General features: G+C 44.2%; 26 protein-coding genes. 4 read left to right on the top strand and 22 right to left on the bottom strand.

All coding sequences use genetic code 11. The annotated features are described in order from the left end of the window. Positions 1-2 precede the first annotated feature (2 nt). From BLT94_RS11400 to BLT94_RS11365, 8 genes are all read right to left on the bottom strand, one after another. Positions 3-596, bottom strand: a complete 594-nt coding sequence (locus BLT94_RS11400) for a hypothetical protein (protein ID WP_092234131.1) — start codon at positions 594-596, stop codon at positions 3-5. A gap of 19 nt (positions 597-615) precedes the next feature. Beyond that, entirely contained in the window at positions 616-975 is a 360-nt protein-coding gene (locus BLT94_RS11395) for a response regulator (RefSeq protein ID WP_092234597.1), read from the bottom strand. Positions 976-1,525: 550 nt separating this feature from the next. Further along, positions 1,526-4,126: a GltB/FmdC/FwdC-like GXGXG domain-containing protein gene (locus BLT94_RS11390; RefSeq protein ID WP_092234128.1), complete on the bottom strand. Its 2,601-nt coding sequence runs from the start codon at positions 4,124-4,126 to the stop codon at positions 1,526-1,528. A 63-nt stretch (positions 4,127-4,189) separates the two neighbouring features. Beyond that, complete coding sequence (locus tag BLT94_RS11385) at positions 4,190-5,758, bottom strand: glutamate synthase-related protein (RefSeq protein WP_245743087.1); 1,569 nt, start codon at positions 5,756-5,758, stop codon at positions 4,190-4,192. A gap of 3 nt (positions 5,759-5,761) precedes the next feature. Then, the gene (locus BLT94_RS11380; RefSeq protein WP_092234125.1) at positions 5,762-7,180 is read right to left on the bottom strand and encodes a glutamate synthase-related protein; all 1,419 of its coding nucleotides are present in this window, start codon (positions 7,178-7,180) and stop codon (positions 5,762-5,764) included. A gap of 19 nt (positions 7,181-7,199) precedes the next feature. Continuing rightward, on the bottom strand, positions 7,200-8,108 hold the full coding sequence (locus tag BLT94_RS11375) for a methylenetetrahydrofolate reductase (RefSeq protein ID WP_092234122.1): 909 nt from the start codon (positions 8,106-8,108) through the stop codon (positions 7,200-7,202). Next, positions 8,105-8,773: a methylenetetrahydrofolate reductase C-terminal domain-containing protein gene (locus BLT94_RS11370; RefSeq protein ID WP_014958581.1), complete on the bottom strand. Its 669-nt coding sequence runs from the start codon at positions 8,771-8,773 to the stop codon at positions 8,105-8,107. The genes BLT94_RS11375 and BLT94_RS11370 overlap by 4 nt, the downstream gene beginning before the upstream one ends. A 252-nt stretch (positions 8,774-9,025) precedes the next feature. Beyond that, entirely contained in the window at positions 9,026-9,430 is a 405-nt protein-coding gene (locus BLT94_RS11365; RefSeq protein ID WP_092234119.1) for a hydrogenase iron-sulfur subunit, read from the bottom strand. 479 nt (positions 9,431-9,909) lie between these two features. Between BLT94_RS11365 and BLT94_RS11360 the strand changes: the two genes are divergently transcribed. Then, a complete protein-coding gene (locus BLT94_RS11360; protein WP_245743085.1) occupies positions 9,910-10,626 on the top strand; it encodes a CPBP family glutamic-type intramembrane protease in 717 nt (238 codons plus the stop codon). Between the two features lie 26 nt (positions 10,627-10,652). Here BLT94_RS11360 and BLT94_RS11355 read toward each other — a convergent pair whose 3' ends face one another. The 6 genes from BLT94_RS11355 to BLT94_RS11330 form a co-directional block, all read right to left on the bottom strand. Continuing rightward, positions 10,653-11,381 carry a GAF and ANTAR domain-containing protein gene (locus BLT94_RS11355; RefSeq protein ID WP_092234116.1) on the bottom strand — a complete coding sequence of 243 codons (729 nt, stop codon included), beginning with the start codon at positions 11,379-11,381 and terminating at the stop codon, positions 10,653-10,655. Between the two features lie 67 nt (positions 11,382-11,448). Continuing rightward, complete coding sequence (locus BLT94_RS11350; RefSeq protein WP_092234113.1) at positions 11,449-13,779, bottom strand: FAD-dependent oxidoreductase; 2,331 nt, start codon at positions 13,777-13,779, stop codon at positions 11,449-11,451. Positions 13,780-13,792: 13 nt separating this feature from the next. Then, complete coding sequence (locus BLT94_RS11345) at positions 13,793-15,427, bottom strand: glutamate synthase-related protein (RefSeq protein WP_092234109.1); 1,635 nt, start codon at positions 15,425-15,427, stop codon at positions 13,793-13,795. After that, positions 15,391-16,521 carry a class II glutamine amidotransferase domain-containing protein gene (locus tag BLT94_RS11340; protein ID WP_014958576.1) on the bottom strand — a complete coding sequence of 377 codons (1,131 nt, stop codon included), beginning with the start codon at positions 16,519-16,521 and terminating at the stop codon, positions 15,391-15,393. Before BLT94_RS11340 ends, BLT94_RS11345 begins: the two co-directional genes overlap by 37 nt. 185 nt (positions 16,522-16,706) lie before the next feature. Beyond that, positions 16,707-17,264, bottom strand: coding sequence for a 1-acyl-sn-glycerol-3-phosphate acyltransferase (locus BLT94_RS11335; RefSeq protein ID WP_092234106.1), 558 nt, complete (start codon positions 17,262-17,264; stop codon positions 16,707-16,709). 12 nt (positions 17,265-17,276) lie between these two features. After that, positions 17,277-17,669, bottom strand: coding sequence for a NifB/NifX family molybdenum-iron cluster-binding protein (locus BLT94_RS11330; RefSeq protein WP_014958574.1), 393 nt, complete (start codon positions 17,667-17,669; stop codon positions 17,277-17,279). Between the two features lie 157 nt (positions 17,670-17,826). Here BLT94_RS11330 and BLT94_RS11325 point away from each other — a divergent pair, with 157 nt between their 5' ends. Both BLT94_RS11325 and BLT94_RS11320 read left to right on the top strand, forming a co-directional pair. After that, the gene (locus tag BLT94_RS11325; RefSeq protein ID WP_014958573.1) at positions 17,827-18,492 is read left to right on the top strand and encodes a DUF3047 domain-containing protein; all 666 of its coding nucleotides are present in this window, start codon (positions 17,827-17,829) and stop codon (positions 18,490-18,492) included. Between the two features lie 12 nt (positions 18,493-18,504). Further along, on the top strand, positions 18,505-18,693 hold the full coding sequence (locus tag BLT94_RS11320; RefSeq protein WP_092234103.1) for a hypothetical protein: 189 nt from the start codon (positions 18,505-18,507) through the stop codon (positions 18,691-18,693). Between the two features lie 14 nt (positions 18,694-18,707). Here the strand turns inward: BLT94_RS11320 and BLT94_RS11315 are convergent, their stop codons facing one another. Genes BLT94_RS11315 through BLT94_RS11305 form a run of 3 tightly spaced genes read right to left on the bottom strand, consistent with a single transcriptional unit; the run spans position 18,708 to position 20,106 of the window. Then, entirely contained in the window at positions 18,708-19,010 is a 303-nt protein-coding gene (locus BLT94_RS11315) for a glycogen-binding domain-containing protein (RefSeq protein ID WP_175530336.1), read from the bottom strand. A 38-nt stretch (positions 19,011-19,048) separates the two neighbouring features. Continuing rightward, a complete protein-coding gene (locus BLT94_RS11310) occupies positions 19,049-19,276 on the bottom strand; it encodes a sigma factor (RefSeq protein WP_014958570.1) in 228 nt (75 codons plus the stop codon). 14 nt (positions 19,277-19,290) lie between these two features. Next, a complete protein-coding gene (locus tag BLT94_RS11305; protein ID WP_139169016.1) occupies positions 19,291-20,106 on the bottom strand; it encodes a hypothetical protein in 816 nt (271 codons plus the stop codon). A 648-nt stretch (positions 20,107-20,754) separates the two neighbouring features. On the opposite strand from BLT94_RS11305, the gene BLT94_RS11300 reads away from it, so the two are divergent. Further along, positions 20,755-21,177, top strand: a complete 423-nt coding sequence (locus tag BLT94_RS11300) for a VOC family protein (RefSeq protein WP_092234094.1) — start codon at positions 20,755-20,757, stop codon at positions 21,175-21,177. Between the two features lie 128 nt (positions 21,178-21,305). On the opposite strand, the gene BLT94_RS11295 is transcribed toward BLT94_RS11300, so the two are convergent. The 5 genes from BLT94_RS11295 to BLT94_RS11275 form a co-directional block, all read right to left on the bottom strand. Further along, complete coding sequence (locus BLT94_RS11295) at positions 21,306-21,803, bottom strand: 3-isopropylmalate dehydratase small subunit (protein ID WP_092234091.1); 498 nt, start codon at positions 21,801-21,803, stop codon at positions 21,306-21,308. Next, on the bottom strand, positions 21,796-23,061 hold the full coding sequence (leuC, locus tag BLT94_RS11290; protein ID WP_092234088.1) for a 3-isopropylmalate dehydratase large subunit: 1,266 nt from the start codon (positions 23,059-23,061) through the stop codon (positions 21,796-21,798). The genes BLT94_RS11295 and leuC overlap by 8 nt, the downstream gene beginning before the upstream one ends. A 20-nt stretch (positions 23,062-23,081) precedes the next feature. After that, positions 23,082-24,194 carry a 2-methylaconitate cis-trans isomerase PrpF family protein gene (locus BLT94_RS11285; RefSeq protein WP_092234085.1) on the bottom strand — a complete coding sequence of 371 codons (1,113 nt, stop codon included), beginning with the start codon at positions 24,192-24,194 and terminating at the stop codon, positions 23,082-23,084. Positions 24,195-24,226: 32 nt separating this feature from the next. Then, positions 24,227-25,090: an isocitrate lyase/PEP mutase family protein gene (locus tag BLT94_RS11280; protein WP_014958564.1), complete on the bottom strand. Its 864-nt coding sequence runs from the start codon at positions 25,088-25,090 to the stop codon at positions 24,227-24,229. Between the two features lie 72 nt (positions 25,091-25,162). Then, positions 25,163-25,759, bottom strand: coding sequence for a helix-turn-helix domain-containing protein (locus BLT94_RS11275; RefSeq protein ID WP_014958563.1), 597 nt, complete (start codon positions 25,757-25,759; stop codon positions 25,163-25,165). Positions 25,760-25,871 lie beyond the last annotated feature (112 nt).

Raw genomic sequence — 25,871 nt, 5'->3', positions numbered from 1 at the left:
TTCTATAATTCTTCGATCATTTCAATCAGTCTATCCAAGGCAGAAACTTCAAAAAACAACATAATATCTCCATCAATATTCAGTTCTTTGATAATGAATTTTGTTTTTGCAAGTAAAACTTTCATATCAAAGTCAACAGCTTTTTCAGAAAAAATATTTTCAGCAAAATCTTCTATATACTCTGGTACGGAATACTTAAAATAGGATGAAAAAATATTGGAGATTGATCCCATTACGCCATTTAAAACAACATTGCCGATTTCACATAGGGTTCCGGATCGAATTGAATCAAAATCCATTCCTATCGGATTTTCACCAACCAGACTATTTACTAATATCATGGCTGTTTCACTGGGAAATATCAATTCGGCACTTCCTGAAAAAGGACCATCAAATTTTAGGATGACAGTTGACAGTTTTCCTTTGCTAAAGGCTTTTACTTCATTGTTTAATTCTGAAATGTCAAGAATTTTTAATAAAGGAACTTGAAGAATAATATGAGAGTTCAACATTGTGTTCAGAATTGAAGCGCTTTTGCCAACACCAATATTTATGAGTTCCCTTAACGCTTCTATTTGCTTTTCTGTTGTTTTCATATATTTCTCTCAGATTTATCTATATTTGCAGAGCTTTTTCCAATACTTGCAAAACCTCTTCCACCATTGGCGGTTTATTGAGGAAATCAAAAGCTCCTAATTTTAAACATTTACTTTTAGCAGTATCCTGAATATCCGCACTGCATACAATAACTGGTATTTTAATGTTTTTTTCTTTTAATATCTCTAAAACTTCATACCCGTCCATCTCAGGCATTAAAAGATCAAGAAAAATACAATCCGGACATTCGTCTTTGATTTTCTCGACTCCATCCATGCCATTTTCCGCCTCGACAATTTCATGTCCGGAAGAACTAATCATTCCTGAAAGACCTCTTCGAGTCAACCAGGAATCATCTATCAATAGAATTTTAGCCATAACTCCATTTCCCATTTTTTTTCGGATATTACATTCTTTAAATTCCAACAAATAATTTTAGTCACAACTTAAAGTATTAATGGAATCCTTTCAATAAGTTTTTCAGGCTCGATAGCTTTTTACCAAATATTCATTGCAATTCTCCATATACGCTTTAGTTGCTAATCCACAACCACAAGCCTTCCAATACTAATTGATAATAACAGATCAATTGTTTTATTTTTGCTGTTTTTGTATCACAGATCATTTGCAGCCCAATTGCAACCATACCCATATTTTATATTTTTCACTAAATTGGCTGCTGGCTGGCAAACCCTTTTGTTTACCAATACCAAGCACTGGAAGTCAAATATCTTTTTTAAATATAGCAAAAAAAGAAATGATTCATAGGTTTGATAGCTCAATATATTTTACGGTAAAACAGCCTGATTGATATCTGCTGAATACTCTAATCTAATAATGGAAAAACCGGCTCAATATAAAAAAGAGCCGGTCTGTCTAATTGGGAGAAATAAAAATAAAATTTATTTATTTTTTGTATTTTAAATGCCTATGAGTGAATAGGCATGACTTTGCGATATACTTTATTAAAAGGCAGTTTATTTCCATTAATCGTTAAAAGATCCTCTTCAATGGTGATACCAAATAAAATTTTATTTTCTTCAAGATAGGGACGGATCAACTTCCAGTCCGCATCTGTCAACTCTGCAAATACACCGCCGTTTAAATGTTCATCCACCACTTTTTTGTCCGGGTCTCTCAGGTAAATGGCCCCGCCTGAGGCAAGGGAGAACAGGTTGGAGCCAGGGTAGGGCATGGGAAGATCAATCACCTTGCCGTTATCATCAAAGGTAATCCCGTTGACAATGACAAAACCGCCGCCGTTCAATGGATCACCCGCCATAAAAGATTCTGCCAGGTAATCAAGGCAAGTTCCATTGATCACCACGCGGGGGCCGCCTGTGGCATTGATCAGAGGACGTCCTGCAGCATTTCCCAGGATGTAGACTTCGCCGCCTTTGGCACCATACATGAAGGTTTGCCCCACATCTCCGTGTACCACGAATTTGCCTCTTTTCATGATCTGGCCCAGCTGGTCCTGGGCATTTCCGTGAACATGGATCTGCATGCCGTCAATCCCAGAGGCCATATAATCCCCGGAGCTGTCGTACACATCAAATCGAACTTCATCAGAATTCGGCCCAAATCCGCAGCCGGTAAATCTCTGGCCTTTGTAGCCATAGCACAGATACTGTTTCCATCCCAACCGGTAGGCCTTGTTGATCAATCTTGAATCACAGTTTTTACCTTCCGGTTCAAATTCTTTTGCATTCACCACAAGGATTTTTTCATTTTCCAGGGGGGATCGCAAGTCCTTCCGGGTCGCCCGGTCAATATAAACATACCTGCTGTTTTGATGATCGCCTATTTTGGGAGAGGATTTGAAAATAGCGGCAAGGCTTTCCCGGATGATCTGGAGAACAGAGCTTCGTTCTTTATTGCCTGTTGGAAAAATCCTGTCATTCAAATGGGTTAACAGATTAATAGCCAGGGCTTTTTTATCATCGTCCGTGCCGGCCAGAGCTTCTATTTTATGACACAAATTCAGGATCTGTTGAAAATGCAGTTCAGTAAATTCAGATATGCAGTATTGTTTGAGTCCCTGTAAATCATTTTCGTGAAAAAATCCTTCAATTTTTGCTGTCCGGGCATTTTTTTCAACCACAGTGGAGATATTCACAGATACGTCAAAATGCATCTGACCCTCAGGTGTTTGAACGATCTCACCAAATTTATTCTGGGTGACCAGTTTTTTTGAGCCGTCGCCTTTTCCCGAATCCTTGATGGTAAAGGTAAAGGCACCGCCATCTGTTGAGCTGCCGCCCCTGGCATTCCAGTATTTGTCGGCAATGGGGCAAAATCGGCTGTCTTCGGCTGCAATGCTTTGCAAGGTGGCATCAATGGCCTGTTTTTCAGAGCAGACAAGACCGATCTGGACATCGTCGCGTTCCTGGAGGGCAAAGACCTGGGGCCTGAGCATGGCCGTATCCGTGATACCGATCAATTGCATCAGGTCCTTGTACGGGTCATTTCTGGCAATGATGAAAAACCAGGGACCGTCAGGGGAGCCGGTCATGTGCTGGGACTGGATATAACGGTAAACCTGCTGCTTTTCAGGAGAGAGGCAGTCAAAATCATACTCCGTGGTCGGTGCCAATGCCTCTATGATATATTCCAGTGGATACTCAAACACCCGGTTGTACAAATCCAGCAGCAGCACAGCAGTCTCCGTGTCTGTCAGGAACTGGGGATAGATGTTGTGCTGGTTCAAGTACTCGCTGACAGCATGATAATTGGCAAAATCACCATTGTGTACCAGGGCTTCATGCATGCCGGAAAACGGATGTGCCCCGCCCGGATGCCACAAGCGCCCCCGTGTGGGATACCGCTGGTGGGCAATCCAGCCATGGGCCCTGAAATTGTCCAGGCAATAATATTGGGTGGCCTGTTCGGCATAACCCACTACTTTGAGGATCATCACGTTCCTGGCATGGGACAGGACAAAAGCCTGTTTTTCCCCAAGTGAGGCATAATAAACCTGGTTCAGCCGGTTGGAGTTCTGGAAGACAAATTCGTCTTCCGCCTTTCTTTTGTCCATGTCATAAAAATGATTGGCCTGGATAAATTTTTCAAGCACGGCAGGCCTGACCCTTACAAAATAGCGCCATACATCCGGCGGCTTGACCTCCAGACCGATACTGGTGTAATCATCAATCGTCGGTATTTTTTCAGATGAGTAGACGTCAAAAAAGGGTGTGATATTGGTGGCCTCCACCCGGGCAATGGCTGTATCATCCAGGTATGCCACCTGCAAAAGGTAATGGTCTTCCAGCACATCCTGCGGAACCCCAAGATCGCCGGCACTCAATCCCACCGCAGCAATGCCGCCGCCCTTGCCGTTACCCCGGTTATGCATTTGAACCGAGGGTTCGTAAATATGTTTTCCTGCAACGGGAATGGAGGCCATAAATCCTGTCACGCCGCAGCCGCCCTCTTCATCGCATTTGTTCACAGGTGTCTTAATGTGGGGAAGTCTGCCCCTTGAAGCCAGTATATTGTTTATGATTTTATTCTTGTTGATGTTTGTCATTATCAAAATTCCTTATTGTTAACCGTTAATTGCTAACCGTTAACAGCTAACCGTTAACCAAAATTATAAAACCATTTTGTAACCGGGTGCAGGCTGGTATTTTTTTCTTTCCTGTTCATCCAGATAATCCAGGTGTACCAGAAGATCTGACCGGCCCCGCAGTTCCCTGATGCTTTTCAAGCCAAAAGACCTTAAAATATCGCACCACTGTTTGCGCCAGGCCATGTACATGTTGACCAGCCGCTGTTCCACATAATCTTCATCAATCATGTATCCCAGTTCCGGGTCTGTGGTTGCGATCCCACGGGCACATCCCCGGCCGCTTTCACAATTGCCGCACCTGACACACTCAACCGCCACAAGATCAGCTGTTCCAATAACACACCCGTCAGCACCCAGGGCAATGGCTTTTGCCACATCAAGCCCGTTCCGTATGCCGCCGCTGGCGATCAGGGTGATTTTGTCCCTGGCACCTTCCGCCTCAAGAAAGCGGTGAACCTTTGGAATGGCATATTCAATGGGCATGGCAATGTTCTTTTTGGCAATGTCAGGGGCCGCACCAGTGCCGCCGTAACTGCCGTCAATATGAATGATATGGGCACCGGCATAATAGGCCCCTATGGCCACCATGTCCACATCCGTGGGGGTGGACACCTTTATGGAACACAGCACATTGTGGTTGATCTCTTTCATCCAGTCCACATGCTTTTTATGATCTTCAACAGAATATACGGAATGAAACGGAAACGGTGAAAAAAGAGAGCTGCCCACAACGGTTTCTCTCATTTCAGCAACGGCCTGGGTGACTTTTTCTCCCAAAAGATGACCGCCAAGACCTGGTTTTGCTCCCTGGGCATACTTGAATTCCATAATAGGGCAATTTTGTATGGTTTCTTCTCTGACCCCGAAAAGGCCGGTGGCAACCTGGGTGATCACATGTTCTTTGTAGGGAAGAAATTGGGGCGGATATCCCCCTTCACCGGTACATGTAAGGGAATTGAGTTTTTTGGCAGCCCTTGCCCGTCCGACAATCACGGACAAAGCTGTGGACCCATAAGACATGCCGCCGCCGTAACAGGGCATGGAAATGGTTTTCAGGGGGCGGCCGTCTCCTGTTTTATTCAGGTCAATACTGGTGTCTATTTCCTCATCACGGATTTCAATGGCAAAATCCGGGTCAGGTTTAATAAAACGCATCTTGTCAAATCCGCCGCCGGAATTGCCCAGATTATATTCCAGATCCACATGAGGAGGTTTGCCGGTTTCCGCCATGGCAAAATGGCCCAGCAGCATGTCGGGAGTCCATCGGTAATCGCCCATGGTGTCCAGAAGAGGATTTTTTTTCATGACCAGTGCGTCTTCCGGGCAGTGTTCAATGCAGTAGTGGTCTGTGTTTTTGCAGTCAAATCCGATGCACTTGTGTTCAACCGGCCTGAAAGGAGAAGCATGATTGTCCGGCATGATATGAACGCCAAAAAGACAGATTTGCGCACATTTTCCACAGGAGACACAGTTTGAATTTCGTTTGATGATATATTTTCCAATGGTATTGCGAAACCGTGAAGGAGTCTCCCTGGTTTCGGGCAATGGATTTCTTGGTTGTTGTTTTAATTGATGTTTTAATTGGCTCATAACTTATCCCACGTCTATAGATAATTTGCGTTCACCAAAAATCGGCGCAAAACTTTCTTGTTCAAGATCTTCAAACCACATGGAACGGCCGACTTCACCTCGAAGTCTTCTGGCTTCCCTTAATCCCATGGCACCCATCATTTCAAGCATCTGGTTTCGCCAGGCCCCCATGAGATTTACGATCCTATTGCTGCCGTATGCCGGATCAATGGTTTCCATTTCAACAGGACAGGGCAACTCCTTTTTGCAACGGCCGCACAGCCGGCATTCCATGGCAATGAGCAGGGGAAGATCAATAACAACCCCGTCTGCCCCGCAGATAATGGTCTTGTTAACATGTTCGGCCATTCCTATCCCGCCCGAGGCAAGGATGTTGATCTGCTGCCGTGTAGCGGCATCAATCAATGCCAGGTGAATATCTCTTAACATATCCTTGATAAATCGCGGATTTTCTGACTTAAATTCCCTGCCGTTTGCATCGGCATAAACATGGAGGGTGTCGATGTCTGTTTTAGAAAGGTCGGCACAAATTTGGGCATAATCAGAATCAGCCCTCAAGGGCAGGCCTATACTGATACAAAGGGTTTCATTTGTAGACTTTAAAGCAGAGATTGTTTTTTCAATACCCGGTTCGTATTCAATTTCAACCATGTCGGCAAGTGCCATAAGTTTTGAATAATCTTGAAAATTTTTCTTTGTGACCACAGGAATAATGGTGGATACAAACGACATGAGATCTTCACTCACATCTGCTGCCGGAACAAACATTTTTGTTCCAATAGTCCGGGCTGCTTTGAGCATTGAAACACGGACATCCTTGCTTAATACGCCAAAATCAGGCTGCTGGAACACGATGGGCAGCGGGATCTCAAGGATAGGCTTTACATCGACTGCAAGAGACCCGTCCGTATTAAAGCCAAGCCTTTCCGGCCGTCTTGAAAGCTCTATGCAGGTATTGATATATTCACGGCCATGGATGCCGTCCCGTGTGGGCCGCACAATCTCGGACATGTCCGTCCACATGGAGTCAAAGCCCTTTCCCACAAAAGGTCCCCTGTATCCGGCACCCGATACGGGAATGCTGCCGGTATGGGCCTGATACCAGGTGCGGTGAAGAATATCGGGTGTCCAATACTCATTGCCGATCTCCCGGTATTCAGGATTGACCACACGGGAAAAAATTCCCTTGGTGCATTCCTGGATGCACCTGAAACATGAATTGCAGGTGTACAGATATTCAGGCTCCTCCATTTTGCTCATATGAAGGTAATTTTCCTTGAAAATGTCATACACACATTTTTTTTTCACACACTCTTTGCAGCTTCCGGCACACTCTTCCCTGAATTCTATGGTGGCATATTTACCCACGGGATAAAATCTGGGCAATGCAGGCGTTGTATGGATATTATATTTTTGAGGCATATGCTGACATCCTTTTGTTTTAGTTCAAACCGGCCTGTTCCACAATCCTGGCAACAGCGTCTTCCCATTCAATGGCCATAATATGAACCCCGTGTACCCCGGTAAGTTCCTTGAGGGCCTCAATGGTTTCAAGGCAGATTTTAATGCCTTCGTCTGCCTGGCACTTTTTTTCAACACCGTCCATTCGTTTGATGATCTCTTCAGGCACATCCATACCGGCAACTTTTTTGTTCATATACCGGGCCATGCCAGCGGATCTTAACGGAGTGACGCCACCGAGGATATACCCCTTTTGTGTCAGGCCTTCCTCATTGGCCAGCCTGATCCATTCCTTGAACCGGCCCATATTATAGATGCACTGGGTCTGAACAAAATCCGCCCCGGCATCAAACTTTTTGCCCAGCCGTATTACACGGTATTCAAAGGGGTCGGCAAAAGGATTGGCTGCAGCGCCGATAAACATCTGAGGAGCCACATCCAGATCAAACCCGCTCATGTCCTTGCCTGTATCCCGCATGTTGCGAACGGTTCGGATGAGATTGACAGAGTCGATGTCAAACACATTTCTGGCCTCCGGCTGGCTGCCGAATTTCTGGTGATCTCCAGACAAACATAAAATATTTTTGATACCAAGAGAATAGGCTCCCATGATATCCGATTGAATGGCAATTCTGTTGCGGTCCCTGACCACCATCTGCATCACCGGTTCCAGGCCTGCGGCAACCAGGTGGGCGGAAGCCGCAATACTTGACATCCTGACAATGGCAGTTTGGTTGTCTGTGACGTTTACCGCATCCACAAAGCCCTTGAGCAGCTTGATTTTTTTATCAATAACCTCTTTGTTAGCCCCTCTTGGAGGGCCGCATTCGCCTGTTATTGCAAATTCACCCCTGGAAAGTTTTTCATGAAGCTGGCTGTAAGTTTTCATATGATATGATCCTCCCTGATCAATTTTCTGGGTCCGCCGGAAAGACTGGTATTCCAGCTTTTTGGAGGGATATAGTTTTTCAGATTGGAAAGTTGCCCCAAAGTTGTCAGCCGTTCAATAATCAGGTGCCAGGCACATGGAGTATTTGGATCGACTTCACAAACACCGTTTTGGGAGCCGCCGCAGGGTCCGTTGAGTAATTTTTTAGCGCATCTGGTGACCGGACAAACACCTCCGAAGAGAGCAAGGCCGCAGTTACCGCAACCGGAGCATTCTTCGGTAAAAATACCCGGGCTTTCCTGGATACCGATAAAGGTGGTATTTACACCCGGTAACACCACTGCTTTTGCAAACCGCTTTGCCAGGGCCTGAACACCTGCACCACAGGCAAGGGAAAGGACGGCATCATTTTTGCCAACCCCGGATGATGCACATTGTATAAACTCATTTTCACACTGGCGCTCAATGGTCAGTTCTTCTATTTCAATGGATTTGGCCATTTTCTTGAACGCAAGCCTTAGAGCGGATGCAAGAACAGCCACTTCGTCTTCACCACCTGCAAAGCATGTTTTTACACAGGTGCCGCAACCAAGGATTAAAATTTTTTTATAGGGTTCTGTAAGTTGAACAATCTCATTAATGGGTTTTTGACTACCGGTTATCATTTTATACTCCACTTTTTTTGGGGGACAGGTTTGGCACATAACATCCATGCGGATGGTATTTTTTTTATATGAAAGTCTTCAAAAAATTCAAACAGCGACTTTCAATCTTTGTTGTGGGCAAACCAAGGTGAAAGACCTGCCCGTGGCAGTTATATGAAAGTCTTTAAAAATCCAAACAATTACTTTCAATGTTGCTTGTGGCAGGTCAATCTGCCATTGCCGTTATTAGAACAGCATCTATGGGATGATGAATTAATTTGGATAATTTAAAGCGGGATTCGGGCCGATCGTGTCAAGCTCCAATACCGTTTTTCGGATAATATCTTTAATTGAATCGCTGTCGCTTGAGGTTGTGTTGAATATGTTCAATCGTCTTCCATCCATTCCAATATCATCTAAAATGGCTTTTACATACTCAACCCGTTTTTTCGCCCGTATGCTGCCCTGGGCATATCGGCAGCCTTTTTCAGGGCAAACCAGTACCAGAACGGCATCAGCTCCTGCTTCAAATGCCTTTAAAAGATGGATATCCTTTGTCATTGAGGAGCAGGCCATTTTAACGGTTTTAATTTCACAACCGTCAAACAGTGAAACGGTTTCTTCAAAAGAGTGTAAACAGTGAAACAGCGTAAGTTTTGGTGTGCTATGAATTTTCATTTTTTCTTCCCAAAATCAAAATAAAAAAAGGCATTTGCCCAGGTTATAATTTGGGAAAACGCCTTTGTTTTCTTTTAACTTTGCTAATACGCCTTTGTATTTAGCCAGATAAGTTAGGTTAAAGACTATTGTTTAAAATGTCAAGGGTTTGAAAAAAATAAAATCTGGATGGGATGTCAAAATGCACACTGACTGGCAGAATCGTTCCTGAAATATAAACATTTGGATATAAGTTGATTTCTGTACATGACAATAAATTTTACTGATTGAGAGGCTGTCTTAAAAGTTGGAATCGGAAAAAAAATTTTAATCCAGGTGCTTACCAGTCACAGCACAATTGTCCTGCGTTTTTTTGCTTAGCTTGAATTTTTTTCTATTCTTACGAATTGTTTTTTGATATGTGATTGTATATCATCTTTATTCAAGCAATTTAAAAACAATTTAAAAAAAAGAAACTCAAAAAAAATCGGCCTTTTGTAGTGAAGAAAAAAATTGATCCGGAATCAAAAAAAATTGCCAACCGGGATCTGCTGCTTCCATATGGAGTGCCCTATTTTGCATATGTGGGCATTGCCTCATTGAGTCAGGGCACAATTTCTGTTGAACTCAGCTATATTTTGAAAATCATTATTGTTCCTTTTTTTTTATACTGGGGCTGGAAATGGTATACCCCCATCACGGGCCCCAAAAGAGCTTTGGCATCCGTCTGTTATGGAATTGTTTTCGGGATTGCAGGTTTTGCAACATGGTGTCTGCTGATGGCCCCTTTTGTTGATGTTTCAGGCGATCCCTGGTCCGGTTCAGGATTTTTTTTACGACTTTTTGCCGCTTCATTGATTGTTCCGGTTTTTGAAGAATTGTTTATCCGGGGATATATATTGCGCGTGGCGCTTCAATGGGATATCAACAGGCAAAACAATAAACTAAAGTCACCTTTAAATGAAACATTGGATCATAACAGCCTCAATGATGTCAAGCCGGGTGCCTGGAGCATTATGGCCATTTGCATCTCAACATTTGCATTTGCAGCCGGCCACCTTTTGGCTGAGTGGCCGGCCGCTGTTGCTTACAGTATTTTGATATCCATTTTATGGATCACAAGAAAAGATCTTTTGTCCTGCATGGTCGCGCATGGGACAACCAATCTTACCCTGGGGCTATATGTCTTTTTTTCCGGCCAGTGGGGATTCTGGTAGGCAAAATAAACATTTTTTGAAAACAGTTAAGAGGACGACTCATTATTAAAAATCTCATTGGAGAGAACCACAGCTTCGGCCACTTCACGGATGGATTTTCTTGAATCCATGCTTCGCTTTCGTATCCAGCCATAGGCTTCGTCTCCGGTCATCTTTCGATTATGCATGAGAACCTCCTTGGCTTGTTCAATTTTTTTGCGGGCTTCCAGCTCCTCCTGGATAACACGGGTTTTTACCATCAGTTCCGTATTGACAATGGCAACAGCCGATTGATTGGCAACCACACTTAAAAGATTTATTTCCGTTTCGGAAAATTCATGGGGAGTTGCTGTAAAACAGTTTAAGACCCCAATGACTTTTTCATCTTTTGTTATCAAAGGGATACCAACCATTGAGACAAGGCCCAGTTTTTTAGCCATATCTTTTTCTTTGAACCGGTCGCTTTCCAACACATCGTTCAAAACCAATGGTTTTTTGTGTGTCGCCACATACCCCACAACACCTTCATCCAGGTTCAAAGCCCGATCCTTGATATACTCCGGTGAAATGGACTGGGTGGCCTTGAGGCGAATTTTCGGTGGTTTTTCATCTTCGTTGACAATCCATAAAGAACAGATCTCAACTCCGGTAACCTTTGCGGTTACCATAACAATCAGTTTTAAAAGGTCTTCGATAAACAGATCCGATGTAATGGCACGACTGATATCGGTCAAAGCCTTTATATAGTCGTCATATGTCTGTTCCGGTTTTTCCATAATATCCTCTATGCTAATCAAAAATCACAATTCATTTTCAATCAAAAAAATAATTCATTTTGTTTTTTTACAGGGCAGAATTGGGGATTAAATCCCATATCCCGCACGGACAGGCTCCTTTACAGAAACCGCAGCCAATACAAAGATTTGCATCCACTGTATATTCAAATGCACTATTGTCTGTTTCAATTCTTTTAATGGCAGCTTCAGGACAGATTGCCACGCAGATTCCGCAATCCCTGCAATTTCCGCAGGAGGCACAATCCGCACCGCAATCACTCAAATTGTCGGCAATAGTTCTGGGGTTATAATATTCAAGACTGATCCGCTGCTTGTCCACCTGGGGCAAACGATCTCCATGATTCGGACTTTTTCCGCTGATGATCCGGTCGATGTTACGGGCAACTCTTTTTCCTGCCCCAATGGCATCCGTGATCAAACCGGGTCCTACAATATCTCCAATGGCAAATATTCTGGGGTCGGAGGTCTGGTTGAATTTGTCAACTGTAACAAATCCGTTTTCAATTTTAATGGTATCATCAAGAAAATCAAGATCCGGAACATCCCCTATGGAGATTACTACAGTATCGGCCTTTAAAAACTCATCATCCTGGAGGAACAGGCCTTTTGACGTAATTTTTTGAGTAAAGCAGGGCCACTTGAAAACAGCACCTATTGCCTTTGCATCCTCTTTTTCCTTGCCAAACGCAGCAGGCTTTTGAACGTCAATCAAGGTGATTTCTTCGGCCCCCAGGCGGTGGGCTTCGGTTGCCACATCACACCCCACATTTCCGGCACCAATGATGACCACTTTTTTTCCGGGTGCAGCCTTGTCTTGTTTGGCACTTGCAAGAAAATCATTGGCAAACACGGCTTGTTCAATGCCTTTAATCGGCAGAGATCTCGGCTTTTTAGCGCCCGTAGCGACAATGGTGAAATCATAGTCATATTTGATTTTTGAAAATTTTTTGCTGTCTATGGTCTGGTTTAATTTTATGTCGGGAATCATGTTTTTAACCCGGGTAAGTTCTGTTGCAAGGGTCTCTTGGGGGAGTCTTGAACCGGGAATAATAGAAGAAATTTTTCCGCCAATGGTATCGCTTGTATCAAATAATGTTGCTGTATGCCCCTTTAAAGTTAGTTGCCATGCAGCTGAAATGCCGCCCGGGCCTGCACCGATAACGGCAATCTTTTTTTTGCTTTTTTTAGCGGGTGTCGGCAATTTGACGTTTTCCCCAGCCTTTCCCAAAAGCCGTACATCAATTGGAGACAAATAATTCTGATGCCTTGTGCAGGAGGCCATACATGGGCTGGGGCAAAGATATCCGCAGACAGTCGCCGGAAACGGGGTGTATTCAAGGCCCATGCTGACGGCCTCGTCAATATTGTCCAGCCTGACCATATTCCATCTTTGCTGAACCGGAATACCTGTGGGACAGGCAGCCTGACATGGCGCCATATATTTTCCCTGTTCCCATACCGGAATGTATCGTCTCAAATCCCCCCGGGTAATTAAGGGAATGGTTCCTTTTTCTGTCTCCTGAAGATCGCCGATCAGCCCGCCTTTGCCCAGTTCCTTGTCCCACACCTGTTCTCGGAACCAGGACATGGATGGCTTTTCAGGTCCCTGAGCTTTTTCCCTGGCGGATTTTGCTTCAATAAGCTGCCACTGGGAACGTTCTGAATATGATTTTAACAGATCGCTTTTATTGATTTTTTTCAAGAAAGCATCCAGGTTGATCACCAGCCATTGCCACTGTTCATCCGACAATGTGGATAGTTTGGCATCTTTTTGTGAAAAGCCATTTACACTGCCCCGGACAAAAACCTTTCCCCCCACCATACCCACAAGGGGTCTGTATCCTAAAATTTGATCCTGAGGATCTGCATTGTAACCGCAGATAACGGCAATACCACCTGCCATGAATTCACCAAAATAATCGCCTGCAGAACCCAGTACCCAGAGTTCGGGCGGTTCAAATCTCGGGTTTCTTTTGGTCATGGTCATGCCACGGGCACCAATGGAACCGCCGATATAGACTTTGCCCTGGGCAGCTCCGTTCATGACCCCATTGGAAGCATGTCCGTGGACAATGATTTCAGCACCTGCATTGAGCCAGCCAACATCGTCAGAAGCCGGCCCCATGACTTCAATCCGGGTGTTTGCATTGCCCATAGATCCTGTTCTCTGACCGGACTGCCCCGTAATCCGAATGTGGATATTATCGCTTCCTCCATCCCAGAGTCTTCCGCCGATACCATGTTGCCCGTATCCTTCTACTTCAATATTTCTGCGGCCGTTTTTAATATGATGATGAATGATCTCTTCCAAGATCCTGGAAGGAATTCTTTTTTCATCTTTTTTGCCGGATAATTTAATAAATGCATCTTTTTTCATAAATCACACATCCTTAGACCACATACTTTATATTGAGGCGTTGAGCTGCCGCATGATCATCAATTCCAAGGGCATCCGACATCCCGATGGGCAACGATGTTGAACGCCCAAGCGGAGCAACGATCTTTTTAAGCTCGGTATCAAAGCAGACAAAAAGATCGACGATTCTTTCTGCCACGTCTTCAGGATCAAGCCTTCTGTAAAGCCTTGGATCCTGGGAGGTGATGCCTTTGGGGCAAATTCCAACATTGCACACATTGCATCGGTCTTCTTCGGTTCCAACGCAACCGGCAGCCGCCTGCATCACATATTTTCCTATCTGAACTCCACTTGCCCCCAGCATTATCAATGCAGCTGCATTGGCTGCAAGGTTTCCGTTTTTTCCAATACCTCCACCGGCAAAGATGGGAATTTCATTTTGCTTTCCGATTTTGGTCAGGTTCAGATAATTATCCCGGATACAAGAAGCAATAGGGTGACCCATATGATCCATGGAAACCGTATACGCAGCACCGGTCCCACCATCTTCACCGTCAATGGCAAGCCCTGAGGCATAGTCGTTCCGGGTCAGGTTGTTCAATACGGCAAGGGATGTCGAAGATGCGGAAATTTTTGGATAAACCGGCACCCTGAATCCCCATGCCATGGACATGGACAAAATCATTTTTGCCACAGACTCTTCTATGGAATACTGGGTCTGATGGGTTGGCGGACTTGGCAGGCTCACGCCCTGGGGCACCCCGCGAATGGCGGCAATGAGCTTGTTGACTTTGTGCCACATCAACAGTCCCCCGTCCCCTGGCTTGGCTCCCTGGCCGTATTTGATCTCAATGGCACAGGGGTCTTCTTTCATGTGGGGAATGGCATGGATGATCTCATCCCATCCAAAATACCCGGATGCAATCTGGAGAATTACATATTTTAAAAACCTGGACCGCAGCAGCCTTGGCGGGCATCCTCCTTCTCCTGTGCAGATCCTGACCGGCATGCCAAGCTCCTCGTTCAGGTAGGCAACCCCCATCTGGAGACCTTCCCACATGGTGGGAGAAAGAGCGCCAAAGGACATGCCGCCGATGATCAACGGATAAATTTCTCTGACCGGAGGAATCCATCCTTTTTCCCTCAACCTCTTCATGTTTTCCCTGGGGGAAAGTACACGCCCCAGAAGAGTTCTCATTTCAAACTCATGGCGGCCCGCATCAAGAGCAGGATCGGTGAGCATGGAGATACGGGTGAACTTGATCCTGTCCAGTACGGATTGGGACGAATTTCTTCGGCCTCCGCGTCTTCTGGGGACACCTTGTTGGTTAACATGAAATTTGAGCCTGTCCAGTCCTGGGTTTTTCACCGGGGCAATGGCATCATTTGGACAGGCCATGGTACACATGGCGCATCCTATGCAGGCATTTTCCACCCGGGTTGTCTGGCGAATACCGTAAAAAGTGTCATACTGGTTGGAATGGTCTTTATCTTTTTGAATAGAGGTTTTAATGATTCGTTTTTGAAACACATCCAGTTCAATAGCCTTGACGGGACATACCGCAGTACACTGACCACACAGGGTACACCGGTCGTTGCTGTACCGGATCTGCCAGGGCAGATCATTCAGGCTTAAAGAGGAAGGTTCAAGGCTTCTGTTTGACGACATATGCTTACCTCCTGGCGGTCGGGGCTGACAATTGCTGTATCAATGTGCATGGGTTGTATATCTTTTGATTTATCCCGATCCGGGATCACGGCATCAAGACCGCAGATTTCAGAGGAAAGTCCAAACAGACCGGGTTTTCCACCCACCACACCGGGGCGAAGTTTTTTTCTGTCCTGAACCATGAACATGGAATGGTCCGGCAGGGTCCCGATAACACAATTGGGACCATCAATAATAAGGGGCCTGCAGGTTCGTTTCAAGTGTGAAAGGAACAGGGCATCCGGGTGTTGCTGAAGATCATCTTCCTGTAAAGGAGTAATCACATGTTTATAAGCATCAATTCCCAGTTCAAGGCCAACCATTGAATAGTGAAGGATATGAGCAAACACCTCGGAATCGGAATGATACCCCATATAACCTGGAAATTTCCTTGATGACAAAAAATCTTTGATAGGAATAAAAGCTGTATTTTCTCCATTTGTCATGGTGCAGTAGCCATTGATAAAAAACGGGTGGCAGGCATAAAGATTGATTGCATAATTTGTATTTTGACGGCCCTGGGCCATAATAATTCTGGCATTGAGTTCTTTTCTATCCAGGCCCAGATGTTCGGCCAACTGCATGGGATCACCGATCTCCTTGATCATTATGGTATCCGGCCAAAAGGAGAAGACCATCATATCTTTTTTTTCTTCACCCATTTCACGGATTTTCAACAGGATCATCATCAGCCGTCTGGAAATTTCATCCGGTTCGAGATTGTCCCAGTCTTCGGGCAGTTCGTAGGCTCTGATCAGGTAAAGATCTCGCTTGGGAATGCCCTTAACCGGTTTTTTGGGAACCTTTAAAGAAATCTTATATTTGGTAAGAAACCCCTGGTCCATCATGAAAAGATCCAGACGCCGGATACCTTCTTCGCTGAATATACCGGATAAAATCGGTGCATCTTTCATCTCTTCAAAAGGGCCACCCAGATCCTGAAGCAGCAATCCCACGCCAGATCCGTCATGACCCTCTTTCATCACATCAAGGGCTTTGACGGCAAGCATGGGACTTACAGGATCCTTGCTGGTAAGTGCAAACAGACGACACATTATATCTACTCTCCTTGTCTTTAAAATATCAAAGCATTTGCTTGATTTTTTTAAAAAAAGTACTTTAGGGTAAATCTTTCAAAAACTTCAGTGTAAAGAACGAGCTTTTATATGTCAATAATTTTATTTGTTTTTCAATAGGTTACATAAACTGGGGTTACGTCAACACGATGGTTGTAATACAGCTATAAAACAAGATTATTCAAAGGAATTGAAAATCCAACATTTTGATATAATTCTTGAATTTTCAGCAAATCCTCTTCAAGGGTTTTTCCAGGGTTGATTTTACCAATCCAGCGGGTTTTTTTTGCCTGATTATCAAGATACCAGCAGAGAATAGGCACATTCGCCCCTTTTGCAATATACCAGAAACCTGTTTTTATGGATGCAACATTTTTTCTTGTGCCTTCCGGCACCAGTGCCAGGATAAGATTTTTTCTTTTTTCAAATTCCCTGACTACGGTTTTAACAAATCCATGGGTTTTATCCCTTTTTATCGGCATGCCGCCAAGGCTTTTAAGGATAATGGACATGGGGAAAAAAAAACACTCCGTTTTAACCAGAAGCCGGGCATTGATCTTTGCAATTCTGATATAGGTCAATGCCCGGACAGTATCCATGTTCGCTGTATGAGGAAATCCGATCACCACACATTTGCCGGTCCAATAATCCGGCAGTTCATCATAGGTCCATCCCATGAACCGATATAATAATTTGCCTATCAGGCTCAATATAGATTTCAATTTGGTTCGTTCCTAATGATGGTGTCCGCAGCCGCCTTCCTTTTTGTTCTTTTTTGTCTGGCAAAAATCAAATATATGGAACGGCTTGAGTTCGTCTTTTTCAAGAAGGTCCAGGTTTTTCAGTATGGTGTCTTCTACAGCCTGATAAACCTTAATGCCTGATGACGCAAGGTTCCTTTGAGACCCGTCCCCCATGCATTTGGTTACAACCGCATCCACATTGTCTTTTTTTTCAAACAGGCCGGTTTTACATCTGGAGCCTTCAGCTGAAAGCTTTTGATTTTTTTTAAGCTCAATTTCCCGGGTTTCCATGTCAACAATTAAAAAATTTTCAGCAACACCAAAATGTTCATCCACGATACTTTCCAGTCCGTTATTTTCCTTAACAGGAAAGGCTATCCTCATTGCATCCCTCCAAAAAAAATGATCAATTCTTAACGCCATCATACCAAAATAATAAGGTAAAAGATAAGAATTTATTTTATAATGACAAGAGTGCTTTTCTTGAATTCAGATTAAAAACAGTTCATAATCACCATATATAATATGAAAGGCCACAAAAATGAAAAAATGCCGGATACTTATTTTTATTTTAGGATTATGCATCCTTTCAAATCTGCATGTTCATGCAGATGAAAAGGACAATATTCTTGTGGGCGCGTTTTCCCAACAGACACTTGAAGGGTGGGAATCTAAAAAGTTTGTTAACGAAACCACTTACTCGCTTGTCATGGTTGACGGCAACATGGTATTGAAGGCAGGCAGCCAAAACTCTGCCTCAGGGCTGATAAAAAAGATCCGGGTCGATCTTGAAAAATTTCCGGTACTGAACTGGCGATGGCGAATTGAAAACCGGCTGGCAGGCACTTTTGATGAAAAACAAAAATCCGGTGATGATTATGCTGCCCGGATTTATGTAGTAGTTTCCGGCGGTATTGCTGTTTGGAATACCCGTGCCATGAATTATGTATGGGCTAAAAATTCTTTAAAAGGAGACGTCTGGCCCAATGCTTTTGCTAAAAAAAATGCCGTGATGGTTGCTCTGCAATCATCTCAAGCTCCGGTATCGGTATGGCATGCGGAAAAAAGAAATATACATGAAGATTTTAAAAAATACTTTGGCAAAAAGATCCGATTTATTGATGCCGTCGTGCTGATGAGCGATACGGATAATACAAAAAAAACGGTGACGGCATATTACGGAGATATCTATTTTTCAACCAGATGAAAGGAAGAAAGTATGACCACACACAATTGCGGTAACTGTAGTTTTAGATCAAAATATGACCACAATCCAAAATCATTTTTAGGCAGGATATGGAAATGGCATGCAGGCTGGTGCCCCGGCTGGAAAAAATATATGAAATCTCTTCCAGACCAGGAACGACTCAAACTGGCTGAAAAGTATGATATGAAAAAGTATAAATAATACTGTTACAAATATTATAAAAGAGGTTCGAAAATGCAGTTTTCCGAACCAAAATCGTCCTTTTTCCTTGCAGGCAGGGTAGGGTCGGCAATCTGGCTGTCATTGTTCAGGATATAGGCGTATCTGTGTTCTCCGGAAACAACCGGAAGATTGAGTTCCCAGTAACCGCTGTTGCCGATTTTTTTCATGGAAATCCGCTGCCACCCGATGAAAGATCCGGTCAATTCCACCTGGTCTGCGGCAGGGTCGAAAAGAACGAACCGATTGCTAAAGGAGTGGGGCCCCGGAGACTGAAAAAGGCTAAAAAATATCAGCACGGCTGCACAAAACCCGGCAGCCGTGAATCCCAAGGACTTTAAATAATTGTTTCCTCCCGGCGTTTCCTGATCGAATCCAGGGCTGCATTACGGGCAATGGTGTAGAGCAAGGCACAATTATTGTTCTTGCAGCGATACCTGGAAAAGTACCGGGTGAAGCTTTCCTGCATGAAATCAAAGGATCTATGGTAGTCCCCGGTCAGGCGGAGCAGGTAGGAAAATACTCTGTCTTTATTTTTCCTGTAAAAACTGTCGTATGAATCCACTTTTTCCTTTAAATTTAAAAATGTGCCTGGCTCACCCCTCCACCATTACCACCGCCTCCACCATTGCCACCACCACCGCCACCCCCACAGCCACCGCCACCGCCACTTCCGCTGCCGCTAACGCCGCTAACGCCGCCACTGCTATCATTGTCACTTTTACCGCCTTTGCCAATTGATTTGGCATGTTGACGGGCAACCTGCCGGGATGATGCCTGATGTGTCTGCTGAGCGATTTGGCTGCGCAATTGCTTGATTTCCTGATGGGAGTATTTATTCTGCAGCGACTGGCACAGAATATCGGATACATCAGAAGTCCGGACACCCAATCGTGACATGGTACGAACGGTCAGCATGGTTTGCATGGCCAACTGCTCGTTCTCCGCCTTGTTTTTCGTTTGTTGACGAGACTGAGTGCGAACCTGCAACTGGGTTCTAACTGTTTCCAGATCCTTGGTATTCATTCCGGCTGCCAGACTGTCAGCAAGTGCTTGGGTAATGGAATTAATATTTTTTTTATCATCGGACAATGATTTTGCAAATTGGTTTGCATATGCATAGCGACTTTTCACAGCTTTCATGGCCGAGATGATTTGTTGTTCCTTGGCCTGCTTGGCCATGCCTTCTATGGCTTTGCTCATTACCGGTTCAGTAGGCAATCCTGCCCTGGCAGTATCCATGACCACCTGTTGAACATGAATTCGGCTCTGTTCCCGGACGCGGTTTTGAATCATCAATGTCAGCATTTCCCGGGCCTGGGCTTCTGGTATGCCAAGGTTACTCATCTCACGGACCTGCTGCTGAACGCTTTCCATGGCTTGTTGTGAAAGCATCTGTGATTCCTCAGTCAATGCGGATGATACAAGATAAAACAAAAACAATTAAAATAACTTTTTTCATACTTCCTCCTTATAACTGCCACGGGCAGACCCGGTATTTCACCTTGGTTTGTCCACAACAAAGATTGAAAGTCTATGTGTGAGTTTTCAAGACTTTCTTGTAAAAAAAACATGATCTTCTGTCTATATAACGGGGTAAGGCATGAAAGGTTACAATAAAAATATCATTATCAAAATCCAGTAATCAAATGTGACTCTCCAAACAAAAGATTGCCATGCCTGTATTTTTCTGGTAGCGATTGCCTGTTATTTGATTAGTTGTTTTGGGCTTGATTATAATGTCTGCAACCCGTTACATTTGCTGAACCAATTGAGCCCGGCTTATGTTATGATCAAGCTCGTTATTATTTTGAATAACGGCCATGGCAAATTGATCTGCCACAACAAAAAATGAAAGAGATTTTATTTCAACACGTTAGAAGTTCTTTTATATAACTGCTACGGGCAGACCTGGTGTTTTATTTAAGATTTGCCCACAAAATCACATAACAAAATATCCATACTTATTTGTTACCGGACCTTCTGTTATCCGGTACACTGATACGTCAGCATTTTACCATAACGGCAAAAAGGGAGGTAAAAATGAAAGTAAATAAAGTCGATCACATCTGTATTGCGGTTAAAAACATAGATGAAGCTCGTAAAATATGGGAGCCTGTACTGGGTAAATCCGGGCCGGATGATGAGTACATAGATGAACCTGAAAAAATCAAGGTTGCAAGATACTGGGTGGGGGAAGTGGGGTTTGAGTTGATGGAATCTACAGCCCCTGATGGGGATGTTGCCAAGTTTATAGAAAAAAAAGGCGAAGGTGTCATGCTGATAAGCTTTAACGTTGACAATACCCGTGAGTCCATGGATGAACTGAAACAGAAAGATTATCCTTTTATCGGCGGTGCCCGTCCGTTCAGGGATTGTGAATTTGCATTTGTTCATCCGAAAAAAATGAACAATGTTATGCTCGAACTCATTGATGATAAGGCAAAGATGTTGAAAGATTATTAGCAGCAGGCAACCCGGATACCTTAAATATGTTCGAGGTGGTCCAAGCTCAAAGGAAAAGCACAAGCAGCTCAAGCTTATCAAAAAGGTATTCCCACGCAAAGCGCGGGAATACTTATAAATTAAGAGGGTCAATCTCCGGAACAAATTCTTTTTTTAGCATATGAAACAAGTCCGCCCGCATTGATCAATTCACTGATAAAATCAGGATAAGGCGCAGCTTTGAACACTTTTTCACGGGTAATGTTTTCAATAATGCCGGCACTGAGATCAATTTTCAGCACATCCCCGCTTTCAGACCCATCTACAGCTTCGGGACATTCCATAAGCGGAAGGGCAATGTTTATGGCATTGCGGAAAAAAATTCTGGCAAAACTTTTAGCAATAATACATGAAACACCAGCTCCTTTAATGGACCATGGAGCTTGCTCACGCGATGACCCGCATCCGAAATTGGTTGACGCCATCAATATGTCACCTGGTTTTACATTTTGGGCAAACTGATCATCAAGATTTTCAAGGCAATGCTTGCCAAGATCCTCAGGAGTGGGCAAATTGGCATATTTTGCAGGAATGATTACATCCGTATCAATGTTTGCTCCGTATTTATGCAACAGACCTTTAATCATGTTTCATCACCTCCTCGGGATTTATAATTTCTCCGGCCACGGCACTTGCAGCAGCCACCGCTGGTCCGGCCAGATAAATATTGGCTTCCGGACTTCCCATTCTGCCGATGAAGTTACGGTTTGTGGTGGATATGCAATGCTCGCCCGATGCCAGCACTCCGGTATGTCCCCCCAGACAAGGCCCGCAGGTGGGAGTGCTTACGGCAACTCCCGCTTTGATGAATGTTTCGATATATCCTTGTTTAAGGGCGGCAAGATATACTTCCTGGGAGCCTGGAACAACAATGCATCGAATAGAAGGATGAACATGACGGCCCTCGAATATTGCCGCTGCATTGGCAAGGTCACTGAGTCTGCCGTTTGTGCAGCTTCCTATGACGGCCTGGTCTATTTTAGTTCCCGATGCCTTGCTCACCGGAACCGTGTTTTCAGGCGAATGAGGCATGGATATTTGAGGCTCCATATCGGTAACATCATATGTGATAATTTTTTCATATTCAGCGTCCTGGTCTGACGCATACACTTCATAGGGGTGCTTTGCTCTTTTTTCAACATATTCAATGGTTTTTTCATCCACACCGAAAAGACCTGCTTTTGCACCGGCTTCAATGGCCATATTGGACATTGTAAAGCGATCATCCATAGTAAGATTGTCAACAACCGGTCCGGTAAACTCCATTACCGAGTATATTGCACCATCCACACCGATCTGCCCGATAGTATAGAGAATCAAATCCTTGCCGCTGATCCATCTGCCGGGAGTGCCTGTATAAACAAATTTAATGGTGGGCGGCACTTTAAGCCAGATTTCTCCGGTTGCCATGGCAACGGCAATATCTGTTGAGCCCATTCCTGTTGAAAATGATCCCAATGCCCCGTATGTGCAGGTGTGAGAATCTGCTCCCACAACCAGTTCACCCGGTAATACCAGGCCTTTTTCCGGCAGTATCACATGTTCAATTCCGCTTTCCTGGCCGCATTCAAAATATTGGATGCCCTGGCTGCGGGCAAAGCTTCGCAGATTTTTATTGATTTCTGCTGCAGCAATGTCTTTTGCAGGCACGAAATGATCCGGCACAATCACGACTTTTGTTTTGTCAAAAACCGCCTTTGCCCCCATCTTTTCAAACTGTTTAAGCGCCATGGTTGCAGTAAGGTCGTGGGCCATAACCATATCCACTTTTACATTAACAAATTCTCCGGGACTGACCCGTTTTTGGCCGGAATGAGCGGCTAATATTTTTTCTGAAATATTCATTTAATTTTCTCCGGCTTTTTTTATATATAAACGCTGCCTTCCATAATACGGCGTGCAGTACGAAAAATTTCGGCAGTTTCCAGTTCAAAGCCATTCTCTTTAAATTGTCCGCCCACCCTCATGGGAAGCAGGCCGGAGAAATGACCAATGACAACTTCATCATTTGTTGCCTTGCCTGCCGGGACACATTCATGGGCAATGGTGCCGGGAATTTTAGCTGCCGTACCTGTTGCAATGGCACCTGTAACAGGGTATGCCTTATGCATCATGCCCGCAGCATAGACCTTGGCCATAATATCAAAATCTTGAGCAAAAACATCGTCACCAGACACATAATTTTTATAATCCATGGGTGAGCGCACAACAGCCAGCATGGGTAAAAGCGGGCTTCTTCCGGCAAGATCCGTTAATTGGGCAACCTTGAGCCTTATGGCCTCCATCCTGTTGATCAGATCTTTATTGCTGTCGTGTATTTCAGGGGTTTCACTGCCGTCAAGACCCAGATCTTTTCCCCGTACAAATGCCACAACCGTTGAAACATCAACAACAGAGACTTCAATATCACCTGCCCCTTCCACGGATATTACATCAGTGAGGTTGCCTGTTGGAAGCAAACTGCCTGTTATCAAACCTGCCGTATCTGAAAAATCAATGGGAATTTTAGCACCCGTGCCAGGCACGCCATCCATTTTATAATCCCCATTGTAAACGGCCTTCCCGTTATTTACTTCCACGGTGGCTCCCAGATAACGTTCTACTGTGGGGCACCATATTCTCACATTCGTATAGGGTTCAACGCACTTGACAAGCCCTTCATCAATTGCAAATGGTGCAACAGCAGCCGTAAGATTGCCACAAAGAGTATTAAAATCCACTGTAGCATTTGTAATTCCCACTTGGCCGAATATATAATCTATATCTGCATCAGGACGGCTTGACGGGCCTATGATGACTGATTTGGAACTTAAAATATCAGCCCCGCCCAATCCGTCAACCTGCCGTTTATCAGGGCTTCCCATAACCCGCAGAATTGTTTGGGTTCTTTTTTCAATATCCAGGGGCAACTCATTTGCATGAAAAAAAACACCTTTGCTTGTACCGCCCCGCATGATGACACATTGTAATTTGTTCATGAGTATGCTCTCTTAAGAATCAGGGTTGACAATTATTTGTAAAAACTCAGCTCCAGCTCGCGCATTTCTTCAAGGCCCATGAATTTATTAAACTCATCAAAGGTCACCATATTATCCAGAAAACCTTTGGAACTTCCGGTGTTCTTGATCTCAGTCATAAGGCCGGTAACTGCTTTTTTTATGGCATAGGTTGATGCCACCGGAAAAACCACTACATTATATCCGATTTCTTCAAGTTCTTTTGCCGACAACAGAGGAGTTTTGCCTCCTTCGATATTATTGGCCAGGGTAGGGGCATCCACTTCCCGGTTGATACGGATCATTTCTTCTTTTGTAGTGGGGGCTTCAATAAAAACCATGTCTGCACCGGCTTCACGGTAAAGGTTAACCCTTTCAATGGCATCGTCAAGTCCATGAACCGCCAGGGCATCTGTTCTGGCCATCATGATGAAATCATCATCTTTTCTGACGTCAAGTGCGGCTTTGATTTTGGCAATCATTTCTTCTTTTTCAACAACTTGCTTGCCTTCCATATGGCCGCATCGTTTGGGAAAAAGCTGATCTTCAATAAACATGCCTGCCGCCCCGAGCATCTCCAGTTTTTTTACGGTTCTCTGGACATTGAGTACACCGCCGTGACCGGTATCACCATCGGCAAGAAGCGGTATATCAACGGCATCTGCCATATTCCCGATATAATCAGCCATCTCCGTCAGGGTTAAAAATGAACCGTCCGGCCTTCCAAGCAATGCTGCCGTACTTGCATATCCCCCAAGAGTAACTGCTTTAAATCCAACATCCTGAATAACTTTTGCAGTGAGTACATCATGGGCTCCGGGCATTACTAAGATTTCATTGTCAAGAATTAAATTTTTCAGTTGAGTCGTTTTTTTCATGTTTTTTTGGCCCTCGTGATCGTTTTTACCCGTTCTGTTTGCTGATAGTGAACAAAACAGGTATGTTTTTTGTTAATCCTGCCTGCGGGGGTTGACAAACACAACCAGCATGCGTGCAGGCTTATCGTCAAGGCTTCGTCCCAGATGAGGCCGGTCGGAATCAAAATAAAGACAATCACCTTTTTGAGCTATAAAGGATTTGCCGTCATATATGAATTCCTTGCGTCCTTCCAGCATATAAACCATCTCCTGGCCCTCATGTATCATGGGCTCTTTGGTCATACCCGGCTCCAAGGTAACAATATAGCCGTCCATAATTCTATCCGGTTTTTTAAAACTTATGGATTCATAAGAATAACCACTGGTTGCACCCGGATGGATAATGGGGCGTCTTTCGGAAGAACGAACCATGGTCATTTTTTCTTCATCATCATCTTTTTCAAGATTCCAAAAAGATTGTACATTCTCCCCCAAAGCATAAGCAATTTTGGTTAACGTCCCGATTGTAGGAGTTTTTTCATGATTTTCTATCTGGGACAGGTAACTTTTGGACAAGCCTGTAATTTCAGCAAGTTTTCCCAAAGTCCATCCCCTGTCCTTGCGAAGCTCTCTAATCCGCTTGGCAATAGCATCTTCCATTTTTTTTGTTTCTTGTTCTACATCTTTCATGAAAATTTTTGTACACTGTGAGCAAACGAAAGTCAATTTGTTTATATGAAAGCCTTAAAAAAACTATCCTTAAAACAACTATACAGAGATTTTTAATTTTTATTACGGGCAA

Source organism: Desulfobacula phenolica (assembly GCF_900105645.1).
GTDB lineage: Bacteria > Desulfobacterota > Desulfobacteria > Desulfobacterales > Desulfobacteraceae > Desulfobacula > Desulfobacula toluolica.
Note: the sequence above shows the minus strand (reverse complement) of the source record. Positions and strands in the feature narration are given on the sequence as shown.

Bases quoted from the DNA above. Each gene is read 5' to 3' on its own strand.
- BLT94_RS11295 (WP_092234091.1), bottom strand. From the start codon at position 21,803: ATGATTAAAGGTCTGTTGCATAAATACGGAGCAAACATTGATACGGAT.
- BLT94_RS11355 (WP_092234116.1), bottom strand. From the start codon at position 11,381: ATGGAAAAACCGGAACAGACATATGACGACTATATAAAGGCTTTGACC.
- BLT94_RS11365 (WP_092234119.1), bottom strand. From the start codon at position 9,430: ATGAAAATTCATAGCACACCAAAACTTACGCTGTTTCACTGTTTACAC.
- BLT94_RS11330 (WP_014958574.1), bottom strand. From the start codon at position 17,669: ATGAGGATAGCCTTTCCTGTTAAGGAAAATAACGGACTGGAAAGTATC.
- BLT94_RS11280 (WP_014958564.1), bottom strand. From the start codon at position 25,090: ATGAAAAAAACGACTCAACTGAAAAATTTAATTCTTGACAATGAAATC.
- BLT94_RS11385 (WP_245743087.1), bottom strand. From the start codon at position 5,758: ATGAGCCAATTAAAACATCAATTAAAACAACAACCAAGAAATCCATTG.
- BLT94_RS11285 (WP_092234085.1), bottom strand. From the start codon at position 24,194: ATGAACAAATTACAATGTGTCATCATGCGGGGCGGTACAAGCAAAGGT.
- BLT94_RS11350 (WP_092234113.1), bottom strand. From the start codon at position 13,779: ATGAAAAAAGATGCATTTATTAAATTATCCGGCAAAAAAGATGAAAAA.
- BLT94_RS11325 (WP_014958573.1), top strand. From the start codon at position 17,827: ATGAAAAAATGCCGGATACTTATTTTTATTTTAGGATTATGCATCCTT.
- BLT94_RS11380 (WP_092234125.1), bottom strand. From the start codon at position 7,180: ATGCCTCAAAAATATAATATCCATACAACGCCTGCATTGCCCAGATTT.
- BLT94_RS11400 (WP_092234131.1), bottom strand. From the start codon at position 596: ATGAAAACAACAGAAAAGCAAATAGAAGCGTTAAGGGAACTCATAAAT.
- BLT94_RS11390 (WP_092234128.1), bottom strand. From the start codon at position 4,126: ATGACAAACATCAACAAGAATAAAATCATAAACAATATACTGGCTTCA.
- BLT94_RS11320 (WP_092234103.1), top strand. From the start codon at position 18,505: ATGACCACACACAATTGCGGTAACTGTAGTTTTAGATCAAAATATGAC.
- BLT94_RS11300 (WP_092234094.1), top strand. From the start codon at position 20,755: ATGAAAGTAAATAAAGTCGATCACATCTGTATTGCGGTTAAAAACATA.
- BLT94_RS11340 (WP_014958576.1), bottom strand. From the start codon at position 16,521: ATGTGTCGTCTGTTTGCACTTACCAGCAAGGATCCTGTAAGTCCCATG.
- BLT94_RS11275 (WP_014958563.1), bottom strand. From the start codon at position 25,759: ATGAAAGATGTAGAACAAGAAACAAAAAAAATGGAAGATGCTATTGCC.
- leuC (WP_092234088.1), bottom strand. From the start codon at position 23,061: ATGAATATTTCAGAAAAAATATTAGCCGCTCATTCCGGCCAAAAACGG.
- BLT94_RS11370 (WP_014958581.1), bottom strand. From the start codon at position 8,773: ATGATAACCGGTAGTCAAAAACCCATTAATGAGATTGTTCAACTTACA.
- BLT94_RS11345 (WP_092234109.1), bottom strand. From the start codon at position 15,427: ATGTCGTCAAACAGAAGCCTTGAACCTTCCTCTTTAAGCCTGAATGAT.
- BLT94_RS11305 (WP_139169016.1), bottom strand. From the start codon at position 20,106: ATGCTTTCACAACAAGCCATGGAAAGCGTTCAGCAGCAGGTCCGTGAG.
- BLT94_RS11375 (WP_092234122.1), bottom strand. From the start codon at position 8,108: ATGAAAACTTACAGCCAGCTTCATGAAAAACTTTCCAGGGGTGAATTT.
- BLT94_RS11395 (WP_092234597.1), bottom strand. From the start codon at position 975: ATGGCTAAAATTCTATTGATAGATGATTCCTGGTTGACTCGAAGAGGT.